This window comes from Streptomyces gilvosporeus, assembly GCF_002082195.1.
GTDB lineage: Bacteria > Actinomycetota > Actinomycetes > Streptomycetales > Streptomycetaceae > Streptomyces > Streptomyces gilvosporeus.
This window is the reverse complement of sequence record NZ_CP020569.1, coordinates 7,488,613-7,511,498: the sequence shown is the minus strand read 5'-3', so window position 1 is coordinate 7,511,498 and position 22,886 is coordinate 7,488,613. Positions and strand designations below refer to the sequence as shown.

The 22,886-nt window shown below is 69.9% G+C and carries 20 protein-coding genes; 9 read left to right on the top strand and 11 right to left on the bottom strand.

Annotated features, from left to right (window positions below; genetic code table 11):
* Positions 1–2: 2 nt before the first annotated feature.
* On the bottom strand, positions 3–500 hold the full coding sequence (locus B1H19_RS33210; protein ID WP_083108592.1) for an EF-hand domain-containing protein: 498 nt from the start codon (positions 498–500) through the stop codon (positions 3–5).
* 506 nt (positions 501–1,006) lie between these two features.
* Here B1H19_RS33210 and B1H19_RS33205 point away from each other — a divergent pair.
* Together B1H19_RS33205 and B1H19_RS33200 are read left to right on the top strand one after the other, a co-directional pair.
* Complete coding sequence (locus B1H19_RS33205) at positions 1,007–3,688, top strand: beta propeller repeat protein (protein ID WP_083108591.1); 2,682 nt, start codon at positions 1,007–1,009, stop codon at positions 3,686–3,688.
* A gap of 295 nt (positions 3,689–3,983) precedes the next feature.
* Positions 3,984–4,388: a hypothetical protein gene (locus B1H19_RS33200; RefSeq protein ID WP_083108590.1), complete on the top strand. Its 405-nt coding sequence runs from the start codon at positions 3,984–3,986 to the stop codon at positions 4,386–4,388.
* Positions 4,389–4,735: 347 nt separating this feature from the next.
* Here the strand turns inward: B1H19_RS33200 and B1H19_RS33195 are convergent, their stop codons facing one another.
* The 4 genes from B1H19_RS33195 to B1H19_RS33175 all read right to left on the bottom strand — a co-directional run bounded on the left by B1H19_RS33195 (position 4,736) and on the right by B1H19_RS33175 (position 8,300).
* On the bottom strand, positions 4,736–5,098 hold the full coding sequence (locus B1H19_RS33195; protein ID WP_083108589.1) for a hypothetical protein: 363 nt from the start codon (positions 5,096–5,098) through the stop codon (positions 4,736–4,738).
* Positions 5,098–5,652, bottom strand: coding sequence for a DUF6232 family protein (locus B1H19_RS33190; RefSeq protein ID WP_237289645.1), 555 nt, complete (start codon positions 5,650–5,652; stop codon positions 5,098–5,100). The genes B1H19_RS33195 and B1H19_RS33190 overlap by 1 nt, the downstream gene beginning before the upstream one ends.
* Positions 5,653–6,435: 783 nt before the next feature.
* On the bottom strand, positions 6,436–7,179 hold the full coding sequence (locus B1H19_RS33180) for an SAM-dependent methyltransferase (RefSeq protein ID WP_083108586.1): 744 nt from the start codon (positions 7,177–7,179) through the stop codon (positions 6,436–6,438).
* A gap of 269 nt (positions 7,180–7,448) precedes the next feature.
* Positions 7,449–8,300, bottom strand: a complete 852-nt coding sequence (locus tag B1H19_RS33175; RefSeq protein WP_083108585.1) for a helix-turn-helix transcriptional regulator — start codon at positions 8,298–8,300, stop codon at positions 7,449–7,451.
* Between the two features lie 86 nt (positions 8,301–8,386).
* On the opposite strand from B1H19_RS33175, the gene B1H19_RS33170 reads away from it, so the two are divergent.
* Positions 8,387–9,178 carry an SDR family NAD(P)-dependent oxidoreductase gene (locus B1H19_RS33170; protein ID WP_237289644.1) on the top strand — a complete coding sequence of 264 codons (792 nt, stop codon included), beginning with the start codon at positions 8,387–8,389 and terminating at the stop codon, positions 9,176–9,178.
* A gap of 65 nt (positions 9,179–9,243) precedes the next feature.
* Here the strand turns inward: B1H19_RS33170 and B1H19_RS33165 are convergent, their stop codons facing one another.
* Entirely contained in the window at positions 9,244–10,584 is a 1,341-nt protein-coding gene (locus B1H19_RS33165; protein ID WP_083108583.1) for an aldehyde dehydrogenase family protein, read from the bottom strand.
* Between the two features lie 64 nt (positions 10,585–10,648).
* On the opposite strand from B1H19_RS33165, the gene B1H19_RS33160 reads away from it, so the two are divergent.
* Entirely contained in the window at positions 10,649–11,302 is a 654-nt protein-coding gene (locus B1H19_RS33160) for a TetR/AcrR family transcriptional regulator (protein WP_083108582.1), read from the top strand.
* A gap of 113 nt (positions 11,303–11,415) precedes the next feature.
* Here the strand turns inward: B1H19_RS33160 and B1H19_RS33155 are convergent, their stop codons facing one another.
* The 3 genes from B1H19_RS33155 to tatA form a co-directional block, all read right to left on the bottom strand.
* Positions 11,416–13,128: an LCP family protein gene (locus B1H19_RS33155; RefSeq protein ID WP_237289643.1), complete on the bottom strand. Its 1,713-nt coding sequence runs from the start codon at positions 13,126–13,128 to the stop codon at positions 11,416–11,418.
* Positions 13,129–13,375: 247 nt separating this feature from the next.
* Positions 13,376–14,194 (bottom strand): hypothetical protein, encoded by an 819-nt coding sequence (locus tag B1H19_RS33150; protein WP_083108580.1) that lies wholly within the window; start codon positions 14,192–14,194, stop codon positions 13,376–13,378.
* A 91-nt stretch (positions 14,195–14,285) separates the two neighbouring features.
* Entirely contained in the window at positions 14,286–14,618 is a 333-nt protein-coding gene (tatA, locus tag B1H19_RS33145) for a Sec-independent protein translocase subunit TatA (protein WP_083108579.1), read from the bottom strand.
* A gap of 395 nt (positions 14,619–15,013) precedes the next feature.
* Between tatA and B1H19_RS33140 the strand changes: the two genes are divergently transcribed.
* Entirely contained in the window at positions 15,014–16,963 is a 1,950-nt protein-coding gene (locus tag B1H19_RS33140; protein WP_237289641.1) for a CASTOR/POLLUX-related putative ion channel, read from the top strand.
* Between the two features lie 280 nt (positions 16,964–17,243).
* Here the strand turns inward: B1H19_RS33140 and B1H19_RS33135 are convergent, their stop codons facing one another.
* Positions 17,244–17,822 carry a TerD family protein gene (locus B1H19_RS33135; RefSeq protein WP_083108578.1) on the bottom strand — a complete coding sequence of 193 codons (579 nt, stop codon included), beginning with the start codon at positions 17,820–17,822 and terminating at the stop codon, positions 17,244–17,246.
* Positions 17,823–18,347: 525 nt separating this feature from the next.
* Here B1H19_RS33135 and B1H19_RS38980 point away from each other — a divergent pair.
* The 4 genes from B1H19_RS38980 (at position 18,348) to B1H19_RS33120 (ending at position 21,212) form a co-directional block, all read left to right on the top strand.
* A complete protein-coding gene (locus tag B1H19_RS38980; protein ID WP_159028201.1) occupies positions 18,348–18,488 on the top strand; it encodes a lasso RiPP family leader peptide-containing protein in 141 nt (46 codons plus the stop codon).
* 188 nt (positions 18,489–18,676) lie between these two features.
* Complete coding sequence (locus B1H19_RS33130; protein ID WP_083108577.1) at positions 18,677–20,533, top strand: asparagine synthase-related protein; 1,857 nt, start codon at positions 18,677–18,679, stop codon at positions 20,531–20,533.
* Positions 20,530–20,790 carry a lasso peptide biosynthesis PqqD family chaperone gene (locus tag B1H19_RS33125; protein WP_237289640.1) on the top strand — a complete coding sequence of 87 codons (261 nt, stop codon included), beginning with the start codon at positions 20,530–20,532 and terminating at the stop codon, positions 20,788–20,790. The genes B1H19_RS33130 and B1H19_RS33125 overlap by 4 nt, the downstream gene beginning before the upstream one ends.
* Positions 20,787–21,212 carry a lasso peptide biosynthesis B2 protein gene (locus B1H19_RS33120; RefSeq protein WP_083108575.1) on the top strand — a complete coding sequence of 142 codons (426 nt, stop codon included), beginning with the start codon at positions 20,787–20,789 and terminating at the stop codon, positions 21,210–21,212. The genes B1H19_RS33125 and B1H19_RS33120 overlap by 4 nt, the downstream gene beginning before the upstream one ends.
* A gap of 238 nt (positions 21,213–21,450) precedes the next feature.
* Here B1H19_RS33120 and B1H19_RS33115 read toward each other — a convergent pair whose 3' ends face one another.
* The gene (locus tag B1H19_RS33115; protein ID WP_083108574.1) at positions 21,451–22,884 is read right to left on the bottom strand and encodes an FAD/NAD(P)-binding protein; all 1,434 of its coding nucleotides are present in this window, start codon (positions 22,882–22,884) and stop codon (positions 21,451–21,453) included.
* Between the last annotated feature and the right edge of the window lie 2 nt (positions 22,885–22,886).

The window sequence follows — 22,886 nt, the reverse complement described above, 5'->3', positions numbered from 1 at the left end:
GTTCAGCTCGTGTAGAAGCGCTTGACCGCCTTCAGGAACTCCTTGGCGCTCAGCTGTCCGTCGTTGTCGGTGTCGAGCGACGCGAAGTAGCTCGACGCCTCGGTCCGGGGCATACACAGGAAGTCGGCCGCGCGCAGGAACTCGTCCTGGCTGATGGTGCCGCTGTCGTCGCCGTCGAGGACGTCGAAGAGGGTCTGGCAGACCTCCCCCTTGCCCGGACGGCTCGGGGAACGGAATGCGGGCGAGGTGCGGGTGGTCACGTACTCGTCAGCGGTCAGGGCCCCGTCGTCGTCGGCGTCGCCGAGAGAGAGGAAAGACGCCCATTGGGTCTCGTTGGCCCGCATCAGGGCCTGGGCCTTGGGGGCGTCCTCCGGAATGTCGAGGGCGGCGAGGAGTTTGCGTGGTGCACGGAGGAAGTCGGTGAGGTCGACGAGCCCGTCGCCGTCGGCGTCCATGCGCCGGAACTCGTCCTCGATCGCGTTGTTGCTGGTAGTGGTCACACCTCCACAGCGTGTCAGAGAGGGGATCGGACAGCGGGCCGGTCAGGACCCGACTGCCCCTTATGAGTGAACGGCGAACGGGCAGCGCTCCTCAGCGCGCCGACTGTCGGCGGGCCGCCCGGGCGACGGCGTCGGCGGTCCCGGTAGGCGAGGCCCGGTCACCATGAGGTCCGGTTCCTCCATCCGCCGGCAGGGGCGACTCCACACGTGGGAACAAGCGGTGTGGAGACGGGCGTCAGCAGGGACCACCACGGCTCCGACACCTCGCCGTCGGCGGTGAGGCCGTAGCGCAGCAGGCTTTGCGATGCGCCAAGGACGAGTTGAGACGAGCCGACACCGGCTCATCCCGCTCTCCGCTTCGCAGGCATGGAGGGCATCTGCCATCCCGCCATGTGGTGGCAATTCGGAAACGAACCACTCTCCACCCTTCCCTCACATGACGCGGACACGCCAGGATCTGCGTCACGGTCGAGCCGGCCCCGTGCTCGCCGTAGGGAGGAGAACGCATGATGCCCCACCGGCATCGACGACGGCTCATGACCGGAGTCGTCGTCGCCGCTGCGTTGGGCCTGGTCGGCAGCCAGGCGTACGCAGCCGCAGGAACCTCAGCACCCAGACCCCGCAGCGCCCGCCACCAGGCCGACATCGGTCGCCAGCACAGTCGGCTGCTGCACTCCGGGCACCAGATGACCGCCCTGATACCGGGCGCGAAACCCGAAGGCGACGACGACGGCGCGGACGAGGCGGAGAACTCGGCGGAGGCCACCGCCCAGTTCACCGAGGCCCGCACCGCCCCCGGTGTCGTCGCGCCCGGCGCGTACGGCGCCGCCTGGCAGCAACTGCGGTCCATGAGCCACACCGCAGGCGGCTGGAACCACGTCACCAAGAAGACGTACGACGCCGACGACCCGCGCTACCGGGACATCAACTCCAACTCCAGCGGCGGTGCCGGTCACGTCACCGGCCGCATCACCGGAATCGCCGCCGACGACCAGGGCTACGTCTACGCGGGCGGCGCCAACGGCGGCGTCTTCCGGTCGCGTACCGGCGGTGGCCACTGGCAGCCCATAGCCGACGAGCTGCCCTCGTTGTCCACCGGCACGCTCGCCCTCGACCACGCCAACCGGCTCTGGTACGCCACCGGTGAGTCCAACACCGGGGCGACTTCGTTCGTCGGCACCGGTGTCTACGTCCTGAAGGACCCCCGGCACGGCACGTTCCGGCCGGGCGACCGAGTGGGCGGCGCGGAATTGGAAAGCACCGTCATCCACGCCCTGCGGTTCGCCGGGGACACGGTGTGGGCGGCGACCAGCCGCGGCGTGTGGTCGCACTCGGCCACCGACCTGTCGGGCCCGTGGAAGCTCGAGTTCGCGCCGAACCCCGCATACCTGCCCGGTGGTTCGAAGGCGTCGGACCCCTCGGCCCCGTACAAGAACATCGCCAACGACATCGCGGTCGACCCGAAGGACCCGGGCAAGGTCCTGCTCGCGGTCGGCTGGCGCGGCGGAGATTCCTACAACGGCCTGTACGCGCAGCGGAACGGCAGCTGGCAGCGGGTCGACGGGCTCGGCGACCTGCCGTCGGACAGCGCGAACGTCGGCAACGTGACCTTCGCGGCCGCCGCCGACGGCTCTCGGCTGTACGCGATCGACCAGTCCCCGGCTCAGACGACGGCAAACCCGGACAGCGGCCTGAAGGGCGTCTACGTCTCCAAGTCCGGCTCCCCGCTGGGCCCGTGGACGCAGATCGCGGACTACCAGAAACTGAAGGGCTCCGGTTCGGCGCTGCAGAGCGCGGGCTATATGCCGGGCATCCAGTCCTGGTACAACCAGTTTCTCCAGGTCGACCCGGCCCATGCGGACCATGTCTACATGGGGCTGGAGGAGGTCTTCGAGACCAAGAACGGCGGCACCGACTGGACGGTTCCGGGGCCGTACTGGAACTTCCCGTTCCCCTGCTGGAGCATCGACCCGAGCAGGCAGACCGGCGACTGCTCCCCGACCACGCACTCCGACCAGCACGCGGTCGCGGTCGGCAGTTACCACGGCAAGACCTGGGTCTATGTGGGCAACGACGGCGGCATCTACCGGCGTCCGCTGAACGGCGCGGTCGACTCCGGCGGACATGCCAAGGACTGGCAGTCGCTGGCCGACGGCACCATCGACACCCTTCAGTACTACTCGGTCGGCGTGGGCAAGGACCGCGCCTACGGCGGGGTCTCGGTCACCGGCGGCCTCCAGGACAACGGCCAGTCGATGCTGCGCGGCCGCGACCGGGTCATGGGCTCCAACTTCGGCGGCGACGGCGCCGACACGATCACCGACCCGGCCGACGGCTGCAACATCGCCCAGGAGTATGTCTACCTGGACATGTGGGTCACCCAGGACTGCGGCGTCAACAACGGCGCCTGGTCCACCGACCCGACGAAGGCCACCGAGTACGAGGTCGCCCCGCCGGACAAGGATCTGGCCGGCAAGGGAGCCCGCTTCATCGCACCCCTCACCGCCGACGCCAAGGAGCCCGACACCTGGATCGCCGGCGGCCGTCACGTATGGGTGCAGACCAAGGGCTATGCGATCCGCAGCGGCTCGGAATGGAAGAGCGCCTACGACCTCGGCGACGGCCACCTCGCCACCGCAGTCGCCGCTTCGGGCGGCAGGGTCTACGTCGGCTGGTGCGGCCCCTGCGACAGCCAGGGCTTCACCCGCGGCATCGCGGTCGGCACGGCTGGGGGTACCGGCTGGCACCAGCTCAACCTGCCGGTCGACGGTGCGATCCCCAACCGGTACATCTCCGGCTTCGACATCGACCCGGCAGATGCCGACCACGTGTACGTGGCGGTCAACGGGTTCTCCCGAAAGTGGACCGAGGGCCCCGGCGCGGGCGTCGGCCACGTCTTCGAATCGAAGGACGGCGGCGCCCACTGGACGGACATCTCCGCCAACCTGCCCGACGTCCCGGCGAACACGGTGAAACTGCTGCCGAACGGCGGCCTTACCCTCGGCACCGACCTGGCCGTCTTCTACCGGGCACCCGGCGCCAAACGGTGGCAGGTGCTCGGGCATGGGCTGCCCACCACCGCGGTGCTGGAACTGCGGCCCGGCCCGGACGGTGACCTGTACGCGGCCACACACGGCCGCGGCATCTGGTCGTTCGACGTACGACGCCTGGCGGCACGCAAGCGCTGAGCGTGGATGCGGTCGGTCATGGGACGGTCGGTGTGCACCCCGTTGGGGGAAGAGCACACCGGCCGTTCCACGTTCAGGGGTCCGAGCTCCGGATCCGAGCTCCGGATCCGAGCCCCGGAGACGTACCGGTGAGCCCGACAGGTGCCTGAGTCGACGCGACCGTTCTCGAGTGTGATGCCGCGCTCCTCCTCGCTCCGAAGCAGGGTCTGCTCCCTCCCGAGTCGGCCGAGCAACTGGACGCCGTCCGCTGGGGCGTGCCCTCCGGGCTCTAACCCATGGATTCCTGCGGAGCCGCGTGCTCTTCACCGACCCGGATTTCGTCCACGAGCTGGTGAAGCACACCGGATATCAGCCGACCGTGGACGAGCTCTCCGGTCCCCCACACAAACCTCATGCCGAGTTCGAGCGCCGATACGCGGCCTTCGTGGCCGAGTCGTACAGCGAACTCACGCTCTTCGGGCTCGACTTCAGCCGCCGGGACCACTCCGAATGGCCGCTGGACACGGCGTATCTGAGCCTGGAGCCGGCTCCGCACCACGGTCGCGACCAGGAATCGGGCGGTCTCGAAGGTCGCCCGGCCGGCTCCTTCCAGGAGTCGGCAGTCGGCGAACGGCAGCGCGTCGAGGCGGCCTTCGCCCGCCAGACGCGCATCCTGCTGCGCGGCCAGGCCGGTTCCGGCAAGACGACCCTGGTGCAGTGACTCGCGCAACCGGCCCGTCGAAACCGCCCTCTCCAGGGAGTACTGCCGTGCCGGACTTCGAAGACATCGAACTCGCCGCCGCTGTCAAGGCGATCAGGGACCAGCTTGGATTCCGTTAGGTCCGTCTCGTGATCCGAGACACTGGAACCCATCTACGCCATCTCGTTCCTCATCACCAATGAGGGCGACGTCCCACACCAGCCGACCTGATGGCGATCGGCCACCACACCGAAGTCCAAGCCCGACACAGCACCGGCAACGCCTCTGACGATGCGTAGGTGGCATGGGGCCCAGGCCTTCTCCGTCAACGCTCTACCCGCCGATGGGCGAGAGTGGCGCGCGGGTGCTCACTGGGTGCCCATGAGTCCAAGCACCTTGTTGACGGCCTCAACGATCGGTACGCCGAGCGCGCCGAAGGTCGCGGCGATGCCCGCGACAGCGAACAGCGCCCGGTGTCGCTCCTGCTGCGGGACGTTCGCCTCGGTCCGGAGAGCGGGCAGAGATTCGTCGAGGGCGTCGGCGCCGGCCTGCGGGAGCTGGTTGCGCATCTCCTGGACCAGGGAAAGCAGCTCGCCGAGCGCCTCCTGGACGGCCGGGGCCAGCTCTTGGGGCGGGGTGACGCGCTTGTCGATGCCGACGTTGCCCGAGCCGCCGTGCATGGTGACGTGGTCGCCGCTGCCGAGGTAGTAGTGCTGGTCTCCGCCGCTCATCAGCTCGCCATCCCCACGTTGCCGGTGCCGCCGTACATGTTGACGTTGTCTCCGAAATAGTAGTGCTTGGGGCTGATCGCGATCGTGTTCACCCGTACCTCGAACTCGGCCTGAGGGTTCTCGATCGCGTGCGCGATCTGGTGGGCGAGCCGACGCAGTTGGTCCGGGTCGGGGCTGGTCACTACGGCAGTGGAGGGACCGGTCGTCTCCACGGCAAGGACGAAGTGAGTGGGCGCGCCGAGCACCTTCAGCATCTCCACAAGGGAGTAGAGCAGTGTGGCGCCCGCGGCACACACGACGAGGACGGTGACTCCGGCGGATCCGCCGTCGCTGGAGGCGTCGATCGTGGCGGCGAGCAGGCTGAGGAGAACCGTTGCCGTCCCGAGGATCAGCAGCCGCTTCACGAAGAGCAGGACGGCATCCTTGCGCCGGGGGTGGATGGTGAGCGTGTACACCCGCGCGACGTTCTGGAGGGGGTAGTAGGCGTCACCGACCCAGAGCAGCCGCTTGCTGACCCGCAGATCGACCCCGATGATCGGCTGTGCCGATGCCACCGGTGGCACATCGGGGTGCGGATCGGCGACAGGCGGCGGAGCGGCTGGTGGCTGCGGAGGGGCAGCGGGCGGCGGTGGGACTGCGGGCGGCGGGCCCCCGGGTGTGTCTTCGGCCCCTGCCCGCGTGTTCCACGACTGCTCCGCCGGGTCTGTTGCCGTCATGCGATCCCCCCTCTGCAGGTCTCACTGAGCGAGGTTCAACCGCCTCGATGCAGTGAGATCTCTTCATCTCATCTTGCTGCGCCGGAGTAATGCAAACAGATTCACTGTGTCAGATCTCTTGTGAGCAGCGGAAGTTGGTCCACCTTGGCCACTAGGGGGCCTCTCGGGCCCTGCTGCCGAACCTGTGGGGTTCGAGAACTCAGCCGGGCTGTGGGACCAGCAGCGATGGAGAAAGCACCCGGGCCGGCACTGCTCTGAGACTGTGTCACTACGTCTACTCCACATGCTCCTTACCCGCATCCGCATGCGCTCGGCGAACCCTCCTGTGCGTTCACACGGCCACCTCCACGCCCTCCGCCGCTTCGTCCGGGCCGCGAGCTGGACGGCCGCGACCATGCCCGCGTAACCCGCCCCCAGAATCACCACGCGGTGCGCGGTCGCCGTGCCCGTCTCCTGCCGTGTGCTCATCGCTGCGTCCTCCTCGGCTCGTTTGCTGACGCACCTGATGGAAGCAGGCGCCCTGCACGTGACATGGGTCGAATGTGATGTGCGACATAGTCCGTCTCGCGGCCGAGCCGGGCACCCTACGTCAGCTCGATATCCAGGGGGACGCGGATTGGTTCAGGCGGAGTCGGGTGTCCGGCGCAATACCAGGGAGACGAAACCCCAGGTGTCCCGGTAGGCGCGCAGCCATTCGGCGCGCCGGACCGTGGCCGTCTCGAGCACCTGTGCGCTGTCCGGATGGTCGGCGTGATCCAGGGCCCATGCGGCCAGGGAACCCCAGCAGGCCCATTCGTAGTCGTCCAGCTCCTGACGCGTGCTGACGTGCCCGTCGACGGGCGTCCAGCCGTCGGCGACGACCCGGTCCACGGTGGTCGCCAGGTCGACGAAGTTCCCGAGCATCTCGACGGCGTCCTGTGACGGAGGGTGCTCCCAGAACCCGTCGCCGATGAGGACACACCCGCCGGGCGCCAGGTACCTGCGGGCCGCAGCAAGGGTGGGGAGCAGGCCGCCGAAGGCATGCGCGGCCCCGAAGCTGAGGACCACGTCGAACGGCTCCTCGGACACGAACTCCTCGGCTTTCCGGTGATGCAGGACGAGGCGGTCCTGGACGCCGAGGTCACGTGCCGCGGCGGCCGCCTGGTCCAGGGCGTCCTCGGAGATGTCCACGCCTTCGGCACGCACGCCCGGCCGTGTGGCGAGAGCGCGTAGGAGCCATTCCCCTCCGCCGCAGCCGAGGTCGAGCACCCGCTCGTCGCCCCTCGTCAGGCCGCGTTCCAGCAGGCGGCGGACCGAGTCGTCGTCGAGCGGAGACTTGATCGGGTGCTCGGCATGAGCGATGCGGGAGATCTGTTCGCGATGCACTGGGGCAGCGTGCCAACGGCAGCGCGTGCGCGCACCTCATTTACGCGCACCTCTTTTATGGTGAACTCCCGCTCCACATTTACGGTGAACTTCCGCTCCACACAAGACAATCGGCGCCATCGGAAACGCGAGGCCCGGCGGAAGCGAAGACGCGGGCGGGCGCGTTCCGGCTCATGTCCGGTTCCGGTTCCCCAAGGGGAACTCGGCCTCAACAGCGACACCACGGCCGAGTACACCGTCGTCAGGGGGGAGACAGGACGGGAGACAGATCAGCCGGGCACGTCCATGCGCTGCATGCCGACGACTGACAGCAGTCGCAGTGCTTCCGCCGACGGTGAGCCGGGGGTGGCGGTGTACATGATGACTCGCTGGTCCCGGTCGGCGATGTCCAGGACGTCGCAGGAGACCGCGACGGGGCCGACGAGGGGGTGGTCGAAGGTCTTGCAGAGAGTGGGTCGGTTGGTCACCTCGTGGGCGGCCCAGAGACGGGCGAACTCCGCGCTTTCGGCGCGGAGTTCGTCGACCAGCGCGGTCACCTCCGGGGCATGGGGGTAGCGAGCTGCGGCGGCGCGCAGGTGCTGGGCCGAGGTCCGGATGAACGCGTCCGCGTCCGAGACGCCGTACAGCCGTCGGCCGTTTCGGTGCGGGCCGAGGAAGGCGCGCCGGATGAGGTTCCGGTCCCGGCGCGGCAGGGCGGAGAAGTCCTCCATCAGGGCGGCGGCCAGGTCGTTCCAGGCGATGACCTCGTACGTCGCGGACAGCACGATGGCCGCGGCCTCCGGCAGCCGGTGCAGCAGGTCGACGATGCTCTGCCGTACCTCCCGCGACGGCTCGGGCGGAGGGCAGGGCGCGACACCGGTGAGGTGGTGAAGGTGGTCGCGCTCGACGTCCGACAGGCGCAGCGCGCGGGCGAGTTGGGCCAGCACCTCGCGTGAGGGCTGCGGGGAGCGGGCCTGCTCCAGGCGCGTGTAGTACTCGGCGGAGATGAACGCCAGCTGCGCCACCTCTTCGCGGCGCAGCCCCGGGGTGCGGCGGCGCGGTCCTGCGGGCAACCCCACGTCGGCGGGGGTGATGCGCTCGCGCCTGCTGCGCAGGAAGTCGGCCAGTTCTCGTCGATCCATCCGGCCAGTGTGCGCGGTGCCGAGGCGCCCATCCAGGTACCGCCGGTGCCTGGATGGGCCGGGCGGTCGGACACAGGCTCATCGGCATGAACAACTCACCGATCACGTCCACCACGGCCTCGGGCCTGCTCGCCGGCAAGGTCGCCTTCATCACTGGTGCCGGTCGCGGCATTGGCGCGGCGGCAGCGCGGCTGTTTGCCAGGGAGGGAGCCCGGGTACTCCTCGCGGCCCGCACGGAGGCCCAACTCAAGGCGGTCACCGAGGAGATCCGGACGGCCGGCGGCACAGCGGACTACGTGCTGTGCGACCTGGCCGACCCGGCCGGTGTCCGCGCCGCCGTCGACCGGTCCGTAGAGCTGTACGGCCGACTCGACGTGGCCTTCAACAACGGCGCGACAGGCCAGCCGCCCGGCCCGATGGATCAGCTCTCGGAGGCTGATTTCGACCACGTCTGCAACGTCAACCTCAAGGGCCCGTGGCTGGCCATGACCGCCGAGATCGCCGCCATCCGCGCCACCGCGAAGCGTGGGGCCCTCGTCAACACCTCCAGCGTCGGCAGCCTGATGGCCAACCCCGCGCTGCCCGCATACGGCGCGGCGAAGCGGGCGGTCAACAGCCTCACCGCATCGGCGGCCGCCACGTACGGCCCGGAGGGCATCCGTGTCAACGCCATCGCACCGGGCACCACGCTCACCGAGATGCTGCACGAGTGGGACGAGAGGTCTCCCGGCACTATTGACCAGCTCAACGCCCAGACCCCGCTGGGCCGCGCCGCCGATCCGGAAGAGATCGCCCAGGCCGCCGCCTGGCTCCTCAGCGACCGCTCCTCCTACGTCACCGGCACGGTCCTTCGCGTGGACGGCGGCATGCGAGCCTGAGGGAAGCGCCCGTTGCGGATCGTCCGCAGAGACACCAGGCCCTTTGCGGTCCCGGGCGGCGGGCCTCAGCCCAGCGGCTTGTCCAGCGGCTTGTCCAGCACTGCCTTGGTGTGGCTGAAGGTGTCGATGGAGTACTCGCCGTGGTAGCGGCCCATGCCGCTTTCGCCGACTCCGCCGAACGGCAGGTCGGGTGCGGTGAGGTGGGCGACCGGGAGGCCGAAGGTGAGTGCGCCGGAGGAGGTCTCGGTCAGCAGCCGGTGCTTGGTGTCGTCGGAGTCGGTGAAGGCGTACAGCGCCAGCGGCTTGTCGCGGTCGTTGATGAAGGCGATGGCGGCTCCCAGGTCGGGCACGGTGATGATCGGCAGGATCGGGCCGAAGATCTCTTCCTGCATCACGGGGGCGTGGGGGGAGACGTCCGCGAGGACGGTGGGTGCCAGGTAGCGGGTGGCGCGGTCGTGGGTGCCGCCGATGACCGTGCGGCCGCTGTCGAGGAGCGCGGTCAGCCGGTCGAAGTGGCGTTCGTTGACGATCCGGCCGTACTCGGGAGCGGCGGCGGGGTCGGCTCCGTAGGTCTCGCGTACCGCCTCGGCGAGGTGCGGTTCGATGTCCCGGGCGGTGTCGCCGATGGCCAGGACGTAGTCGGGAGCGACGCAGGTCTGGCCGGCGTTGAGGAACTTGCCGACGACCAGCCGGCGGGCGGCGGTGGCCAGATCCGTGCCGGGGTCGAGGACGACGGGGCTCTTGCCGCCCAGTTCCAGGGTGACCGGTGTCAGGTGCTGGGCGGCGGCCGTCATCACGATGCGGCCGACGGTGCCGTTGCCGGTGTAGAAGATGTGGTCGAAGCGCTGGGCCAGTAGCGCGGTGGTCTCCGGGACGGCCCCTTCGACGACGGCCACCGCGTCGGCGTCCAGGTAGCGCGGCAGCAGCCGGGCGATGGCAGCAGAGGTTGCGGGGGCGAGCTCGCTGGGCTTGACGACGGCGCAGTTGCCCGCGGCCAGCGCGCCGACGAGCGGGGCGAGCGCCAGTTGCAGCGGATAGTTCCAGGGCGCGATCACCAACACCACGCCGAGCGGTTCGCGCACGACCCGCGCGGTCGCCGGGAGCAGCCGCTCGGGCAGCTCGGCGGGCCGGGGTGCCAGCCAGTCGTCGAGCCGGTCGAGGGTGTGGTCGATCTCGTTGAGCGTGAAGCCGATCTCGGTGCGGTAGGCCTCCTCGGGTCCCTTGCCGAGGTCCGCGGCGAGCGCGCCGAGGAGGTCGTCGCGATGCTCGGTGAGCAGGGTGCGCAGGGCCGTGAGCTGATCGCGCCGCCACTTCGCGGAGACGGTGCGGTGGGTGGCGAAGGTGGCACGGAGCCGGCCCACGACGCCGGCAGCGTCCGGGCCGGGGGCGGGGTTCGATGAGGTCATGACGCCGAGGCTACACGAAACGAAAATATTTCGTTTCGTAATGCTTGGCCGGTAGACTCCGGGTGTGGGTGAACGTACCGAGAGCAACCAGACCGCGGCGGGGCAGCCGCCCGCCCGTGGCCGCCCGCGGGATGCCGAGCGCGACCGGGCCCTGCTGGAGGCCACCGTCCAGGTCCTCCAGGAGAGCGGCTACGGCGGCCTGACCACGGCCGCGGTGGCCAAACGAGCCGGGGTCTCCACCGCAACGCTCTACCGTCGCTGGCGCTCCAAGGAAGACCTGGTCGTCGGCACCGCCGTGCGCTGGGCCAGCGACCTCGGCCCCCAGCCGGACACCGGCGGCCTCGAAGGCGACCTGGCCGCGCTGCTCCGTGACAAGGCCGACACGCTGGAGGGCCCCGGGGGCCGGCTGCTGCACGTCCTGATCGGCGAGTCCGCACACAACGAGGCCCTCGCCCGGGTGCTCGACACCGCCATCATCCAGCCGGTCCGCGACCGGGCCGCCACCGTGGTGCGCCGCGCCGTCGCCCGCGGCGACATCCCGCCGCTCGAGGACGCACATGTGCTGGCCGACCTGGTCGTCGGCTCGATGGTCAGCCTCCTCTTCCTGACCCCCGACGCCGCACACCGGGCCACCGCAGACGACTCCACGTCCGGCGAGGCCGCGATCCGCGAGCTCCTCCCGTTCCTGCTCCGCGCACTGGGGGCGCGACCCACCTGACGCTCGCCGCGCGCCGCCACACACGGCCACCGTGCGCCGATCCGATGGCCTTCGCGCGCCCCGGCCGGGCGGCAGATGCTCACCCCATCGACCGGATCCGCCTGAACCCGGTCTCAGGAATCGGAGTCGGGCTTGTCCCTCGCCGCCGCATACGCCTGGGAGGGCGTCATGGAGACACCGTTGATGCTGACGGTCTTGTAGGGGCTGACCTTGGCGCAGGTCTTGGCCTGATCGGCGGTCTGGGCGTGGGCGTTGGAGACCGCGGTCTTCGTGTCGGCGGACGGCGAGGAGGTGCCGCTCGGATAGGTGGCGCCGCTGGGCCAGTCGCTGCCGATCACCAAGGTCAGGGCCGTCCCGGTGCCCTGTTTCAGATGCGAGGTGGGCAGGCCCAGGGACTTGGCGGCCGTCTGGGCCTCGGCCTTCCGGCCGGCACCGTAGGTGAGGGTGGTGGTCGTCGCGGTGCTCGGGGCGTTGGCCGTGGTCGTACCGGAGCCGAAGCCCTTGTCGGTGAGCGCAGTGGCAAGGGCGGAGGCGCGGCCGGTGATGTCCGTGCCGTTCTCGACCGTCACGTCGATCTGGGAGGCGGGCACGGCCGAGGCGGTGGCCTCGGGTTTCGCGGTCGAGTGGGCCGCCGCGGACTTCGTGCCGGAACCGGTGGTCAGGGACTGGTCGTTGGCGATGGTGGCGAAAAGGGTCTTGGCGCCGGCGCCCACCACCACGCGGTCGCTGTTGGTCGGGTCGGGGGCCGTCTGCATGGTGGTGAAGGTCATCCGCTTCGTGGGGACCTTGCTCACGTCGGCGGCGAGCGCCACCAGTTTCGAGACGGTGCCGAGGCCGTCGTCCACGGTCAGCGCCTTGGTGGCGGCGTCGGCGAGATCGTAGACCGCGGTGGGATCGGTGAGCGTGCCCGCGCTCTTGAACTTGCGGATCATCGCACTGAGGAAGATGTGCTGGGAGACGGTACGGCCGAGGTCGCTGCCGTCGCCGAAGCCGTGCCGGGAACGGACGAACTCCAGGGCCGCGAGGCCCTTGAGAGTGTGGGCGCCCTTGGACACTTTCAGGTGCGAGTAGGTGTCATAGACGTTGTCGCTGACGCACACGGAGACGCCGCCGACCGCATCGGACATCTTGACCACACCGGAGAAGTCGAGCTTGACGAAGTGGTCGATGGGAATGCCGGTGAGCTGGTGGATGGTGGCCACCTGACAGGCCGGGCCGTACTGGAGCGCGCTGTTGATCTGGCCGTAGTAACCGGCCGTGGACTCTCCGCTGGCGCTGTCCTTGCAGGCCGGGACGTGCGTCAGGGTGTCACGGGGAATGCTCATGACGGTGGCGTTGGACCGGTCGGCGGATATGTGCACCACCATCTGCACGTCCGCGTTCCCACCGCCGGTCTGCACTCCGGTCTGCGAGCAGCCGCCGCCGAGCTTGCAGTCCTCCTTGCTGGTACGGCCGTCCGAGCCCATGACCAGGATGTTGATGGGGGTGCGGCCGAACGCGTCGGCTTTCTCCGTGCCGCCCTGGCCGTCGAGCGAGACGCTGTGGATGTTGCCGTTCAGGTGCTGGTAGAACCACCAGCCGACTCCGGCGGTGACCACCATGAGGACGGCCAGGCAGATCCCCACGATCTTCAGCACCCGCCTTCCGCGCCGCACCGGACGGGCGCGACGCGAGCTCTTGCCACCGCGCGAGCGGGAGGCCGCCCGAGCCGCGGCCCGGCCGCCTGGTGGGCGCTCTCCGCCGGAATCCGCCGTGTGCTGTTCGGGCACCCGGGCGCTACGGCTGCGCGTGGCCTGGCCGACCGGGCCGTCCCACGGGTCGCTCATCTCCCACTCCCATGAACGGTCGGGCCCGTCGGGCCGGGCCGTCGGGTGTACGGCGGGGCGCCCGGCGGCGTAGGGGCAGACGGAGCACGGGCCCCGCCTCGGTTGCGTAGTTGCGCAATCTAACAAGCCGTGGCCTGTGCAGCGCAACTCCTGTCACACATCACAGACGACGGATCTCGTGGAACTGTCACGGCAGCTCAGCGGCGCGCGCCGGCTCCCCCGACAACCGTCGACGCCGCCGACTGCGTCATTCCGCGTCCGGCATGCGCCGGGGACCTGGCAAATCCGGGCTGCCGAAGCCGGGGCTTGCGAAGTCAGGTGCGCTGAATCCGGGCCCCGTGCGCCGGCCCTCGGAGCCGCTGTCGGAAGGAGCCGAGTCCGCCCCGCGCGCAGGCGGCAGAGCCATGGGCCGACCATGGGCCGGCCCGGAGCCGTCGTCCGGGCGCGCGTCGTTGAGCCGGCCGAGCAGGAACGGGATCACGCCGCGCTCCAGCACCGCCTGCTGCCATGCCTCATACGCTTGCGCGATGGTCGGGTCCGCGGCCTCCGGCGCGGTGTCGTACGCGGTGGCACGGTTGCGCACCGCCGCGACGAGCAGCCAGAGCAGTCCGATCAAGGCCACCGTCACCGCGACGCCCGCTGCCGTGAGGCCGGCGACGATCAGCTCGTCCGCGAGGTGGGGAAGCAGGCCGACGGCCCACAGACCGAGGCCGAAGAACAGGAAGACAACGGCCGCCGCAGCCGCGAGACCCGGCACGAGCACGCCGAGCGCGGGCAGCAATCCGTCCCCGGTACGCCGTGTCGTCGTGGCGGTCTCGGCCGACTGGCGTGCGGGGCGGGGCCGGCTCGCCGCAGTGCGCGCCTTCAGATAGGCACGGTATTCGGTGTCCGCAGTGGCAACGATCGCCGCTCTCGCCTCGAATGCCTGGGTGCGCAGCTGCTCGGCCCGGGGATCCCCGTCCGCAAAGTGGACCACTTCCCTGATCTCGTCGGAATGCAGGGCCCGGTCCACAAGGCGTTCAAAGTGTGGAACGTCCTCCGCCCGTGAACGGTCAAGCTCGTGCACGCATATCCCCTTGTGAGTAAGAGAGCAAGGTGGCTCGACTGCGCAGCGCAGGACCGGCCGATGCCGGCCGGTGTGCTCCTTCAGGTGGACTTCAGCGAGGGGTGCCGGGGCCGGCCTGTGTGGACGAGGGTGCCGACATGGCCTCGCTTTCCGGGCGGACGGGCTCGGCGCGGCCGGTGGCGGGGCCGCCGGGTGCGGTGTGGAGGGTGCGCGGCCCCGGCTCGGACTGCGGCTGGGGGCCGGGCTCGTACGTCGTGGTGGGTGGCGTGCCGTCGTCCTTCATGGCCTTGGTCTCGCTCTTGAGGATCCGGAGCGATTTGCCCAGCGCGCGTGCGGTGTCCGGCAGCTTCTTGGAGCCGAAGAGCAGGATCACGACGATGGCCACGACCAGCAGATGCCAGGGTTCCAGTCCGTTGCGCAGCATGGCTGCCCACCTCTCTTGTCGTCGGAGTCAGCAGCCGATGAGCCGGACCCGTATTTTTGCTTGCTACATTGCGCAACTGTATAACCTTGGGCGAGGATGAGAAGCGTCTTCCCCTTCAAGAAGCCATACGGCCAAGGGTTCGCACGTGGCAGCACGTGGCGGGAAGCCACAAGGCACCGGCGGGTCCGGCCGTACAGCCGTAGCCGACAGCGCGGAACTTCCCCTCCGGATCGTCGCGGGTAGAGCGCTCCGAAGACCATGGCGCCGCGGCTCACGGGCACACCAGGCGCCTGCACAGTGAACGCCGGGGATCAGGATGAACTCTCCCTCGCGACGGTAGGTTTGACGCGTCGCCGGGTGCGGCGGTCCGGTGGCGGAGGGAGAGGGTTTCGGTAGTGCGTGCGAGGCTGCGGGACCGTTTGCGGTACTGGTTCGACGGCACGATGGACCGGGGGACGCCGGCCCTGATCGGCTGGCTGGGTTTGACGTCGGTCGCCTTGATCGCCGTGGTGACCGTTCTGGTGGTCGTGTTCACGAACTCGGACACCGAGAAGAACGGCGGCTGGCTGGGCGTCGCCTGGATGAGTCTGCTGCGTACGCTCGATCCCGGCACGATGGGCGGGGACACCGGCGGCCCGGTGTTCCTGGGGCTCATGCTGGCGGTGACCCTCGGCGGGATCTTCATCGTCAGCGCGCTCATCGGCGTGCTGACCACCGGCCTGGAGGCCAGGATCCAGGAGCTGCGCAAGGGCAAGTCGCGGTTGATCGAACGCGGCCACACCATCGTGCTGGGCTGGTCGGAGCAGGTCTTCACCGTCATCGCGGAGCTGGTGGAGGCCAACCAGAGCGAACGGCGCTCGTGTGTCGTCATCCTCGCCGACCGGGACAAGGTCGAGATGGAGGACGCGATCCGCAGGCGGATCCCCGACACCGGCCGCACGCGGGTGATCTGCCGCTCCGGCAGCCCCCTTCAGCGCGCGGATCTGGAGCTGGTGAGTCTGGATGCGGCCAAGTCCGTGATGGTGCTGCCTCCCGTGGGGGACGACAGCGACACCGACGTCATCAAGGTGCTGCTGCTCTTGAACAGCCGCCGGTGGAAGGGCGCGCTGCCGAACATCGTGGCCGCCGTGCAAAGTTCGCCGAACCTGGCCGCGGCCCGGCTGGCCGCGGGCGAGACGGCGCTGGTGATCGACGCCGATGACATCGCCGTACGGCTGATCGTGCAGTCGCACCGGCAGTCCGGTCTGTCCACGGTCTTCGACGAACTGCTCAGCTTCGTCGGCAACGAGATCTACCCCTACCCGGCGGCCGCGCTGGCCGGCACGACGTACGGGGAGGCGCTCAACGGGTTCGACCTCGGCATTCCGGTCGGTCTGCGCAGGAGCGACGGGGAGGTCCTGGTCAACCCGGCGATGGACACGGTCATCGGCTCCGATGACGACGTGCTCGTGGTCGCCGAGGACGACCTCCTCATGCGGCTGGCGGACACCCGGCCGGCCATCGTCGAGTCGGCGATCACCTCGGCTCCCGGCCAGGCGTCGGTACCCGACCGTACGCTCGTGATCGGATGGAACTCCCGCGGAGCCAAGATCATCAGGCTGCTGGACCGGCTGGTGGAGCCCGACTCGCTGATCGACATCGCGGCCCCTCGACGCCCCGACGAAGACTTCCGGCAGGGGCTGGAGAACCTCACGGTGGGCTACCGGCCCTGCGAACCCACGCTCCGGCCGTCGCTGGAGTCCCTGGGCCTCGACGACTACCGCCACATCATCGTCCTGACCGACGACGACATCGCGCCCGAACGGGCCGATGACCGCACCCTGGTGACGCTGCTCCACCTGCGCGACATCGCCGTCCGATCGGGCAGCCCGTATTCGATCGTCACCGAGATGAACAGCGACGCCAACCGCGAGATCGCCCAGGTCACCAAGGCGGACGACTTCATCGTCAGCACCAAGGTGATCAGCCTCCTGCTGACCCAGCTGGTCGAGGACCGCGGCCTGTACGCCGTGTTCACCGACCTCTTCGACCCCGAGGGCTCGGAGATCTACCTCAAACCGGCGCCCGGCTACCTCACCCCGGGCACCCCGGCGAACTTCGCGACCGTCATCGAGGCGGCCCGGCAACGGGGCGAGACCGCCATCGGATACCGGCTCGCCCGGCACAGCGACGAACCCCCTACGTACGGGGTCTTCCTCAATCCCGCCAAGACCGCGCCGCTCTCCCTGAGCGAGGGCGACACCGTTGTCGTACTCGCCGAGGACGGCCGCGTGACCGCGAACCTTCCCGGGCCCAGGGATGAGCACGGCGAGGGCGCGGCTGTCAGCAGGGGCGGGCGGCGCTAGACGGCGCCGGCCGCCGGGGCCAGGACGCCGACCGTGACGCGGGGCTTGGCGTTGGCGAAGAACGCGTCCCACTGCCTGACCGGCTACGACTTGACCGGCTGTTGCTTGGCCGGCTGTTGCTTGGCCGGCTGCGGCGACGGTGCCGGCGAGCCATCGCCACCGTGCTCGGGAATCGGCCCTATGCCACCCTCCCCGGGCGCGCGCCGCGGTGGGCATAAGCGATCAACCCCGCCCCGGTATCCGGTGGTTGAGAGACTCGCCGGCATCCGGTCTTTGAGCCTCAGCCGACGTTGACACCGAAATCTTGGGCAATGCCTTGCAAGCCCGAGGCATAGCCCTGGCCGATGGCGCGGAACTTCCACTCCGCGCCATGGCGGTAGACCTCGCCGAAGACCATCGCGGTCTCGGTCGAGGCATCCTCGGTGAGGTCGTAACGCGCGATTTCCCGCCCGTCGGCCTGGTTGGCCACGCGGATGAACGCATCGCGGACCTGGCCGAAGCTCTGGCTGCGCTGCTCGGCATCGTAGATGGAGACCGGAAAGACGATCTTCGCGACCTCGGCAGGCACAGCACCGAGGTCGATCTGGATCTGTTCGTCGTCGCCGTGGCTTCCACCGGTGAGGTTGTCGCCGGAGTGCACTACCGAACCATCCGGGCTGTTCAGGTTGTTGAAGAAGACGAAGTGCCGGTCGGAGACGACCTTGCCGGACGCGGTACACATCAGGGCAGAGGCGTCCAGGTCGTAGTCGGCACCCGTGGTGGTGCGCACGGCCCAGCCCAGGCCGATCGTCACGGCGCTCAGCCCGGGAGCCTCCTTGCTCAGCGACACATTGCCACCCTTGGACAGGGTCACACCCATGAATACCCTCCAGCCGTTCCGTTCCTGTGCGCTGTCACTTCCTGGAACGCGTGGGATCTCCGCGCAGTTCCATGATTGCGCAACCAATAAAATATCCCTCAATGGCGGCCGGTACCGGTACATCGGGATGCGAAGGAAGTGGAAGGGCACGTTCTACGGCGGGCAGCCCTCTTCGACCCGCCATCGTCGTGATGCTCGCTCGCGAGCGCCCCGTCGGCACCGAACTCTTCCCGCCAGCGTGCCGACGACACCGCCCGCGGTGAACGCGGTGAGGGTCGCCGAGCCGGTGGCCGCCGAGACATCGACCCTTCATTGGGATTTCATTCCCTGCTGCCACGGTTGATGGGTCAGTGCTGAGACAGCGCTACCGGAGTCATACATGGGCTGCCCGTGTTTGCCGGGGCCTGCCCGATCCGGCTCAGTGCGGAAAGGGTGGACGAATCCGAAGGCTCTCAGCCTGGCAGAGCAGATCTTTTGCCGGTAGCCGCTGGACCGTCCGCCCGTGTTGATCTGGAGGTGCTCACCTTGAGCGAGACACTGAACATCGAGACCGCTGACGTGTACGAGTCCCCGTTGCTGGTCGAGGTCGGCCACTTCGCCGACCTCACCCTGGGCAACGCCGGGGACAAGGTCGAGGACGGCGCTACCTGGTACCAGTGGTCGTGACGTGACGTGACGTGCGGGTGCCGGTGCATGGTCGCCATACGGCGAGGGCCGGCACCCGCACGTTCCCACTGGCGGTCCTCGCGGGTCGACCGCCGGCGGGGAGGGACACCGGGCCCGGCGGAGCCCGTTCGCGGTTCGGGTCAGGAGTGCCGGGTAGCGGGTGCGAGACGTCAGGGGTGGGCTGCTGAATGAGTGACACGGTGGCGTGCTGGTTCGTGGCCTTCCCGGACCAGGAGACACGGCAGGGATGTGCGGCACGGCTGCGGGAGGAGGCCGTCGATGTGGTGTGTCATCCATCGGGCCGGCCGTGGCTGGTGGGTTCCTGGCCGCCGGAGCAGATGGTTCTGGCTTCGCAGGGCGGACGGATGCTGGCGGTCATGGGTACCTCATCAACGACGCCCGTGGACCTGACGGCCCGTCTGAAGCGGGTCCGTACAGTCGCCGACATCGAATCCGCGCTGGACGGGGTACACGGCAGTTACCACATAGCCGCGTCCGTGGACGGCCATCTGTATGTGCGCGGCAGCGCCTTCGGGGCCCGGCGCCTGTACCGGGCCTCGGTCGAGGGAGTGACGGTGTGCGCGGACCGGGCCCGCACGCTGGCCCACCTCACCGAAGCCGACCTTGATCCGGCCCGGGTCGCCGCCCGTCTTGCCGCGCCCTACCTGCCGCACCCGTTGGCCGACGCCGCGATGTGGACCGGGGTGGAAACCGTCGAGCCCGGCCACGCTCTCCGCGTCGCTCCTGACGGACGTGCGTACACCACCACGTGGTGGCGGCCACCGCCCGCGTACCTGCCTATGGTGGACGCTGCGGGCCTGTTGCGTGAGGCCCTGCGAGCCGCCGTGGCCCTGCGCGTGCGTCCGGGCCGGGTACTGGCCGCGGATCTGTCCGGCGGCATGGATTCCACATCGCTGTGTTTCCTGGCTGCCGAAGCCGGAGCTCATCTGGTCACCTCCACCCAGCACTGGAACGGCCCCGGCAATCAGGACCACCACTACGCCCGCTTCGCCGCCGACCGCCTGCCCCATGTCGAACCCCAGATTTTCACCTCCGCCGACCTGCCTGCGTGCTTCACCGGTCTCGACCAACGCCGCGCGCCCCTGGAAGAGCCCTCGGGCCTCCTGCGCAACCGGGCACGGCACTGCCACACGGCCGACGCGCTGCGCGCCCGGGGGGCCGAACTGCGCCTGTCGGGACACGGAGGTGACCACGCGGTCGTGCCCCCCGACGCCTACCTCCACACCCTCTGGCGCTGTAGCCCCCTCACCGCGCTGCGGGCCACCAGCGGATTCAAGGCCCGCGGCCGATGGAGCCTGCCGACCACCGCGCGGACGCTGCTGCGCACCCGTTCCTATCCCGCCTGGCTCGCCGACGCCGCCGCACGCCTGCGCGAAGACCCCAGGGCGAACCCGGGCCCCGCCCCGTGGGGACCCCGGCCGGCCCTGCCACCCTGGGCGAGCGATCAAGCCGTGGGCCTGGTTGCCGCAGTCCTGCGCCGCGCAGCCGAACGCTCCGAGCCGCTGGACCCCGACCCCGGCCGACACGCCTGGCTCCACCAGATGCGCGAGGCCGGGCGCGCCGCTGCCCTTCTCCACGAGGCGTCCATCGCTCAAGGGCTGCCGACGGACAGCCCCTTCTGCGACGACGACGTCCTGACCGCCTGCCTGACCGTCCGCCCCCACGAAGCGGGCCACCCCTGGGCCTACAAACCCCTGCTGGCCGCCGCGATGGACGGCCTGGTGCCCGAACACATCCTGCACCGCACCACCAAGGACCACTGCGGCCCCGACTGGTACCTCGGCCTGCGCACCCACCGCCGCCACCTGGCCGACATCGCCGACACCTCACACCTCGCCGCCGCCGGCCTCGCCGACCCCGAACTCCTGCGCCGCGCCCTGATCAGCCCCGAACTGAACATCGGCGGCGCCCCGGAACTGGAGAACACACTGGGTGCCGAGGCATGGCTGCGCGACCTGGCCGCCCACCCCGACCCCGCCCACCTCAGCCCCTCGCCACCACCCACACGAGGAGTACCCCTTTGACACGGCTGCGCAGTGACATCGCATGCTGCCCCACCGACGAAGGCATGGTCCTCCTCGACGAACGCAACGGCCGCTACTGGCAACTCAACGCCACCGGCGCAACTGTCCTCCAGGCACTCCTCGACGGCGCCGGCCCCCAGCAGATCGCCGACAGACTCGCCGCCACCCGCCCCGTCCCCCGCGATCGGGCCGCGGCCGACGTCACCGCCCTGCTCGACCGTCTCACCCGCTGCGGACTGGTGGTCGACGCCCCATGAGCCAGATCCTCGACGTCCACCACAACCGTCCCCCGCTCGGCCGCCGTACCGCAGCCCGCACCGCCGTCGCCGCCGCGCGGCTACTGGCCCACCTGCCGCCCAAGCGTCTACAGGCTTTCCTGCGCGCCGCGCGCCGAGGAGCGCGGCCCGCCGACCACGCCACGGCCCTGCGGGCCCGGCAGGACGTCACGGCCGTCAGCGTCCTGTGCTCCGGGCGCTACTGCCTCCAACGCTCCCTCGCCACGGCCCTGTTGTGCCGCCTCGGCGGCACCTGGCCCACCTGGTCCACCGGAGTGCGCACCCCGCCCTTCGCCGCCCACGCCTGGGTCGAAGCCGACGGCCGCCGCGTCGGCGAACCCGACGACGCCGCCACCTACCGCACCCTGCTCACCGTCCCCCCGCTCAACGACCGTCTCCCGTAGCAGGAGGCCGCACAGACCCGATCCGGCCGAAATCGCGAACGGGTAGTGACCGTCCGGTCACAGCCCGCCCGACATGTGTGTATTTGAGTGCCCGAGGGGGGACTTGGACCTTACGCACATGTCGATGATGCGGGGTGAATTGCGGCTGCCGTAGGCAGGCGTTCGATTCCTGGGCCAGAGCCACGCCATATCATGGCTGATCGTCCACCCTGACTGATCTGGTGATACGACGCACGCGTCAGACCAGTGTCGGCGTCACGGCACTCTCCAGAATCCGGGATGCCAGTTCACGGGCCTGGGCACGGATCTCGGCAATAGCCGTCGTCTCCCACAGGTTCCCGCGGCGTAGTTGGCCGAGCGTCCACACAGGCGCCGCGTCGTGGCCAGCAGCCGACATCAGCCGTCCCTCCGGGGTGGTGTCGAAACCGAGGCCGTGCGGGCCGGGTGTGGCAACCCCCGAGCCGAGGAGGTTTCGGACGAGTGGGTCGGTCAGCTCCTTCACTCTGCTCTCGGTTCCGGTGCAATTGAGGACGGCGCCCACGGTCACGGACCGGCCGTCGGACAGCCGTACGGCGACCTCGCGGCTGTCGTTGTTCCTCTGCGCAGCGACGACTTCCGCCGCCTGGACGGTCAACAAGCCGGCGCGCCGGGCAGCGGTCAGCGCCCGGTCGGTCGCCGGCGGCAGTCGGTGTCGGTGCACTTCCCATTCTCGCAGCTCAGCGGTGAGGAATCGGTCGCGGTCCGGGACGGAGAGCTGCTGCCACAGCAACGGGATATCCGGACGCAGTTCGTCGATGGCGGGGCGCCAGTCCCCGTACAGCCTTCGGTAGAACGCGGCCCGGTGCCGTATTCGGCGTTTCAGCCGTGCGAGGTCGTGCGGTTCGGGTACCGGGGGCGGATGCCTGGTCGTGTCTGCCGGCGCTGTCGGCGCTCCGCGGGCGTGAGCCTGTGGCAGCAGTCCGTGCCGGGAGACGGCGTGCACCGTGCGGCCCGGGCGTGCCAGTGTCCGAGCCATGTCACACATGGTCAGGCCGGTGCCCACGAGCAGCACATCGCGGTCGGCCGGTACGTCTGCGAGCGCACCGGGACGCCAGGGATCGGCCACGAAGCCGGGAGAGTCCGCAAGTCCCGCCGGGAGCCAGGCGGTTCCGGGCGCGAGGTTGCCCAGTGCCAGGACCGCCGCGTCGGCGTCGAGCGTCCCGCCGGTGCGCAGCCGCAGCCGGACGCCGACATCCGTGTCCCCGGCCAGCCTGTGACCGGTCCTGGTGAGGCGGTCGATCGCCACGACGCGGTCGTGCCGCCGCCGGAGCACCCCGATGCCGTGGCAGGCGGCGGCCGACCGGTCCAGGGCGTCGGCCAGGTAGCTGCCGAACAGCGTGCGGGGAACGTACTCCCCCGGGTCGACCCTGCGGCCCTCGCGGCCTGAGAGCCAGCGCACGAAGTCATCGCCGGTGTCCGGTAGGGCGCTCATCCGCCCGGCCGGCACGTTCAGCAGGTGCCGTGGGTCGGGCGTGGCGTAGGCGAGGCCCCGCCCGGTGGTCGGGGCGGGGTCGACGAGGTCGACGACGGTCCGGAGCCCGGCGTCGGCCGCGGCGTCCAGCAGGCGGGCAGCGGCCAGCGTGCCGGACGCACCCGCCCCGACCACCACGACGTGAAAGGTGTCCGCGCTCATGT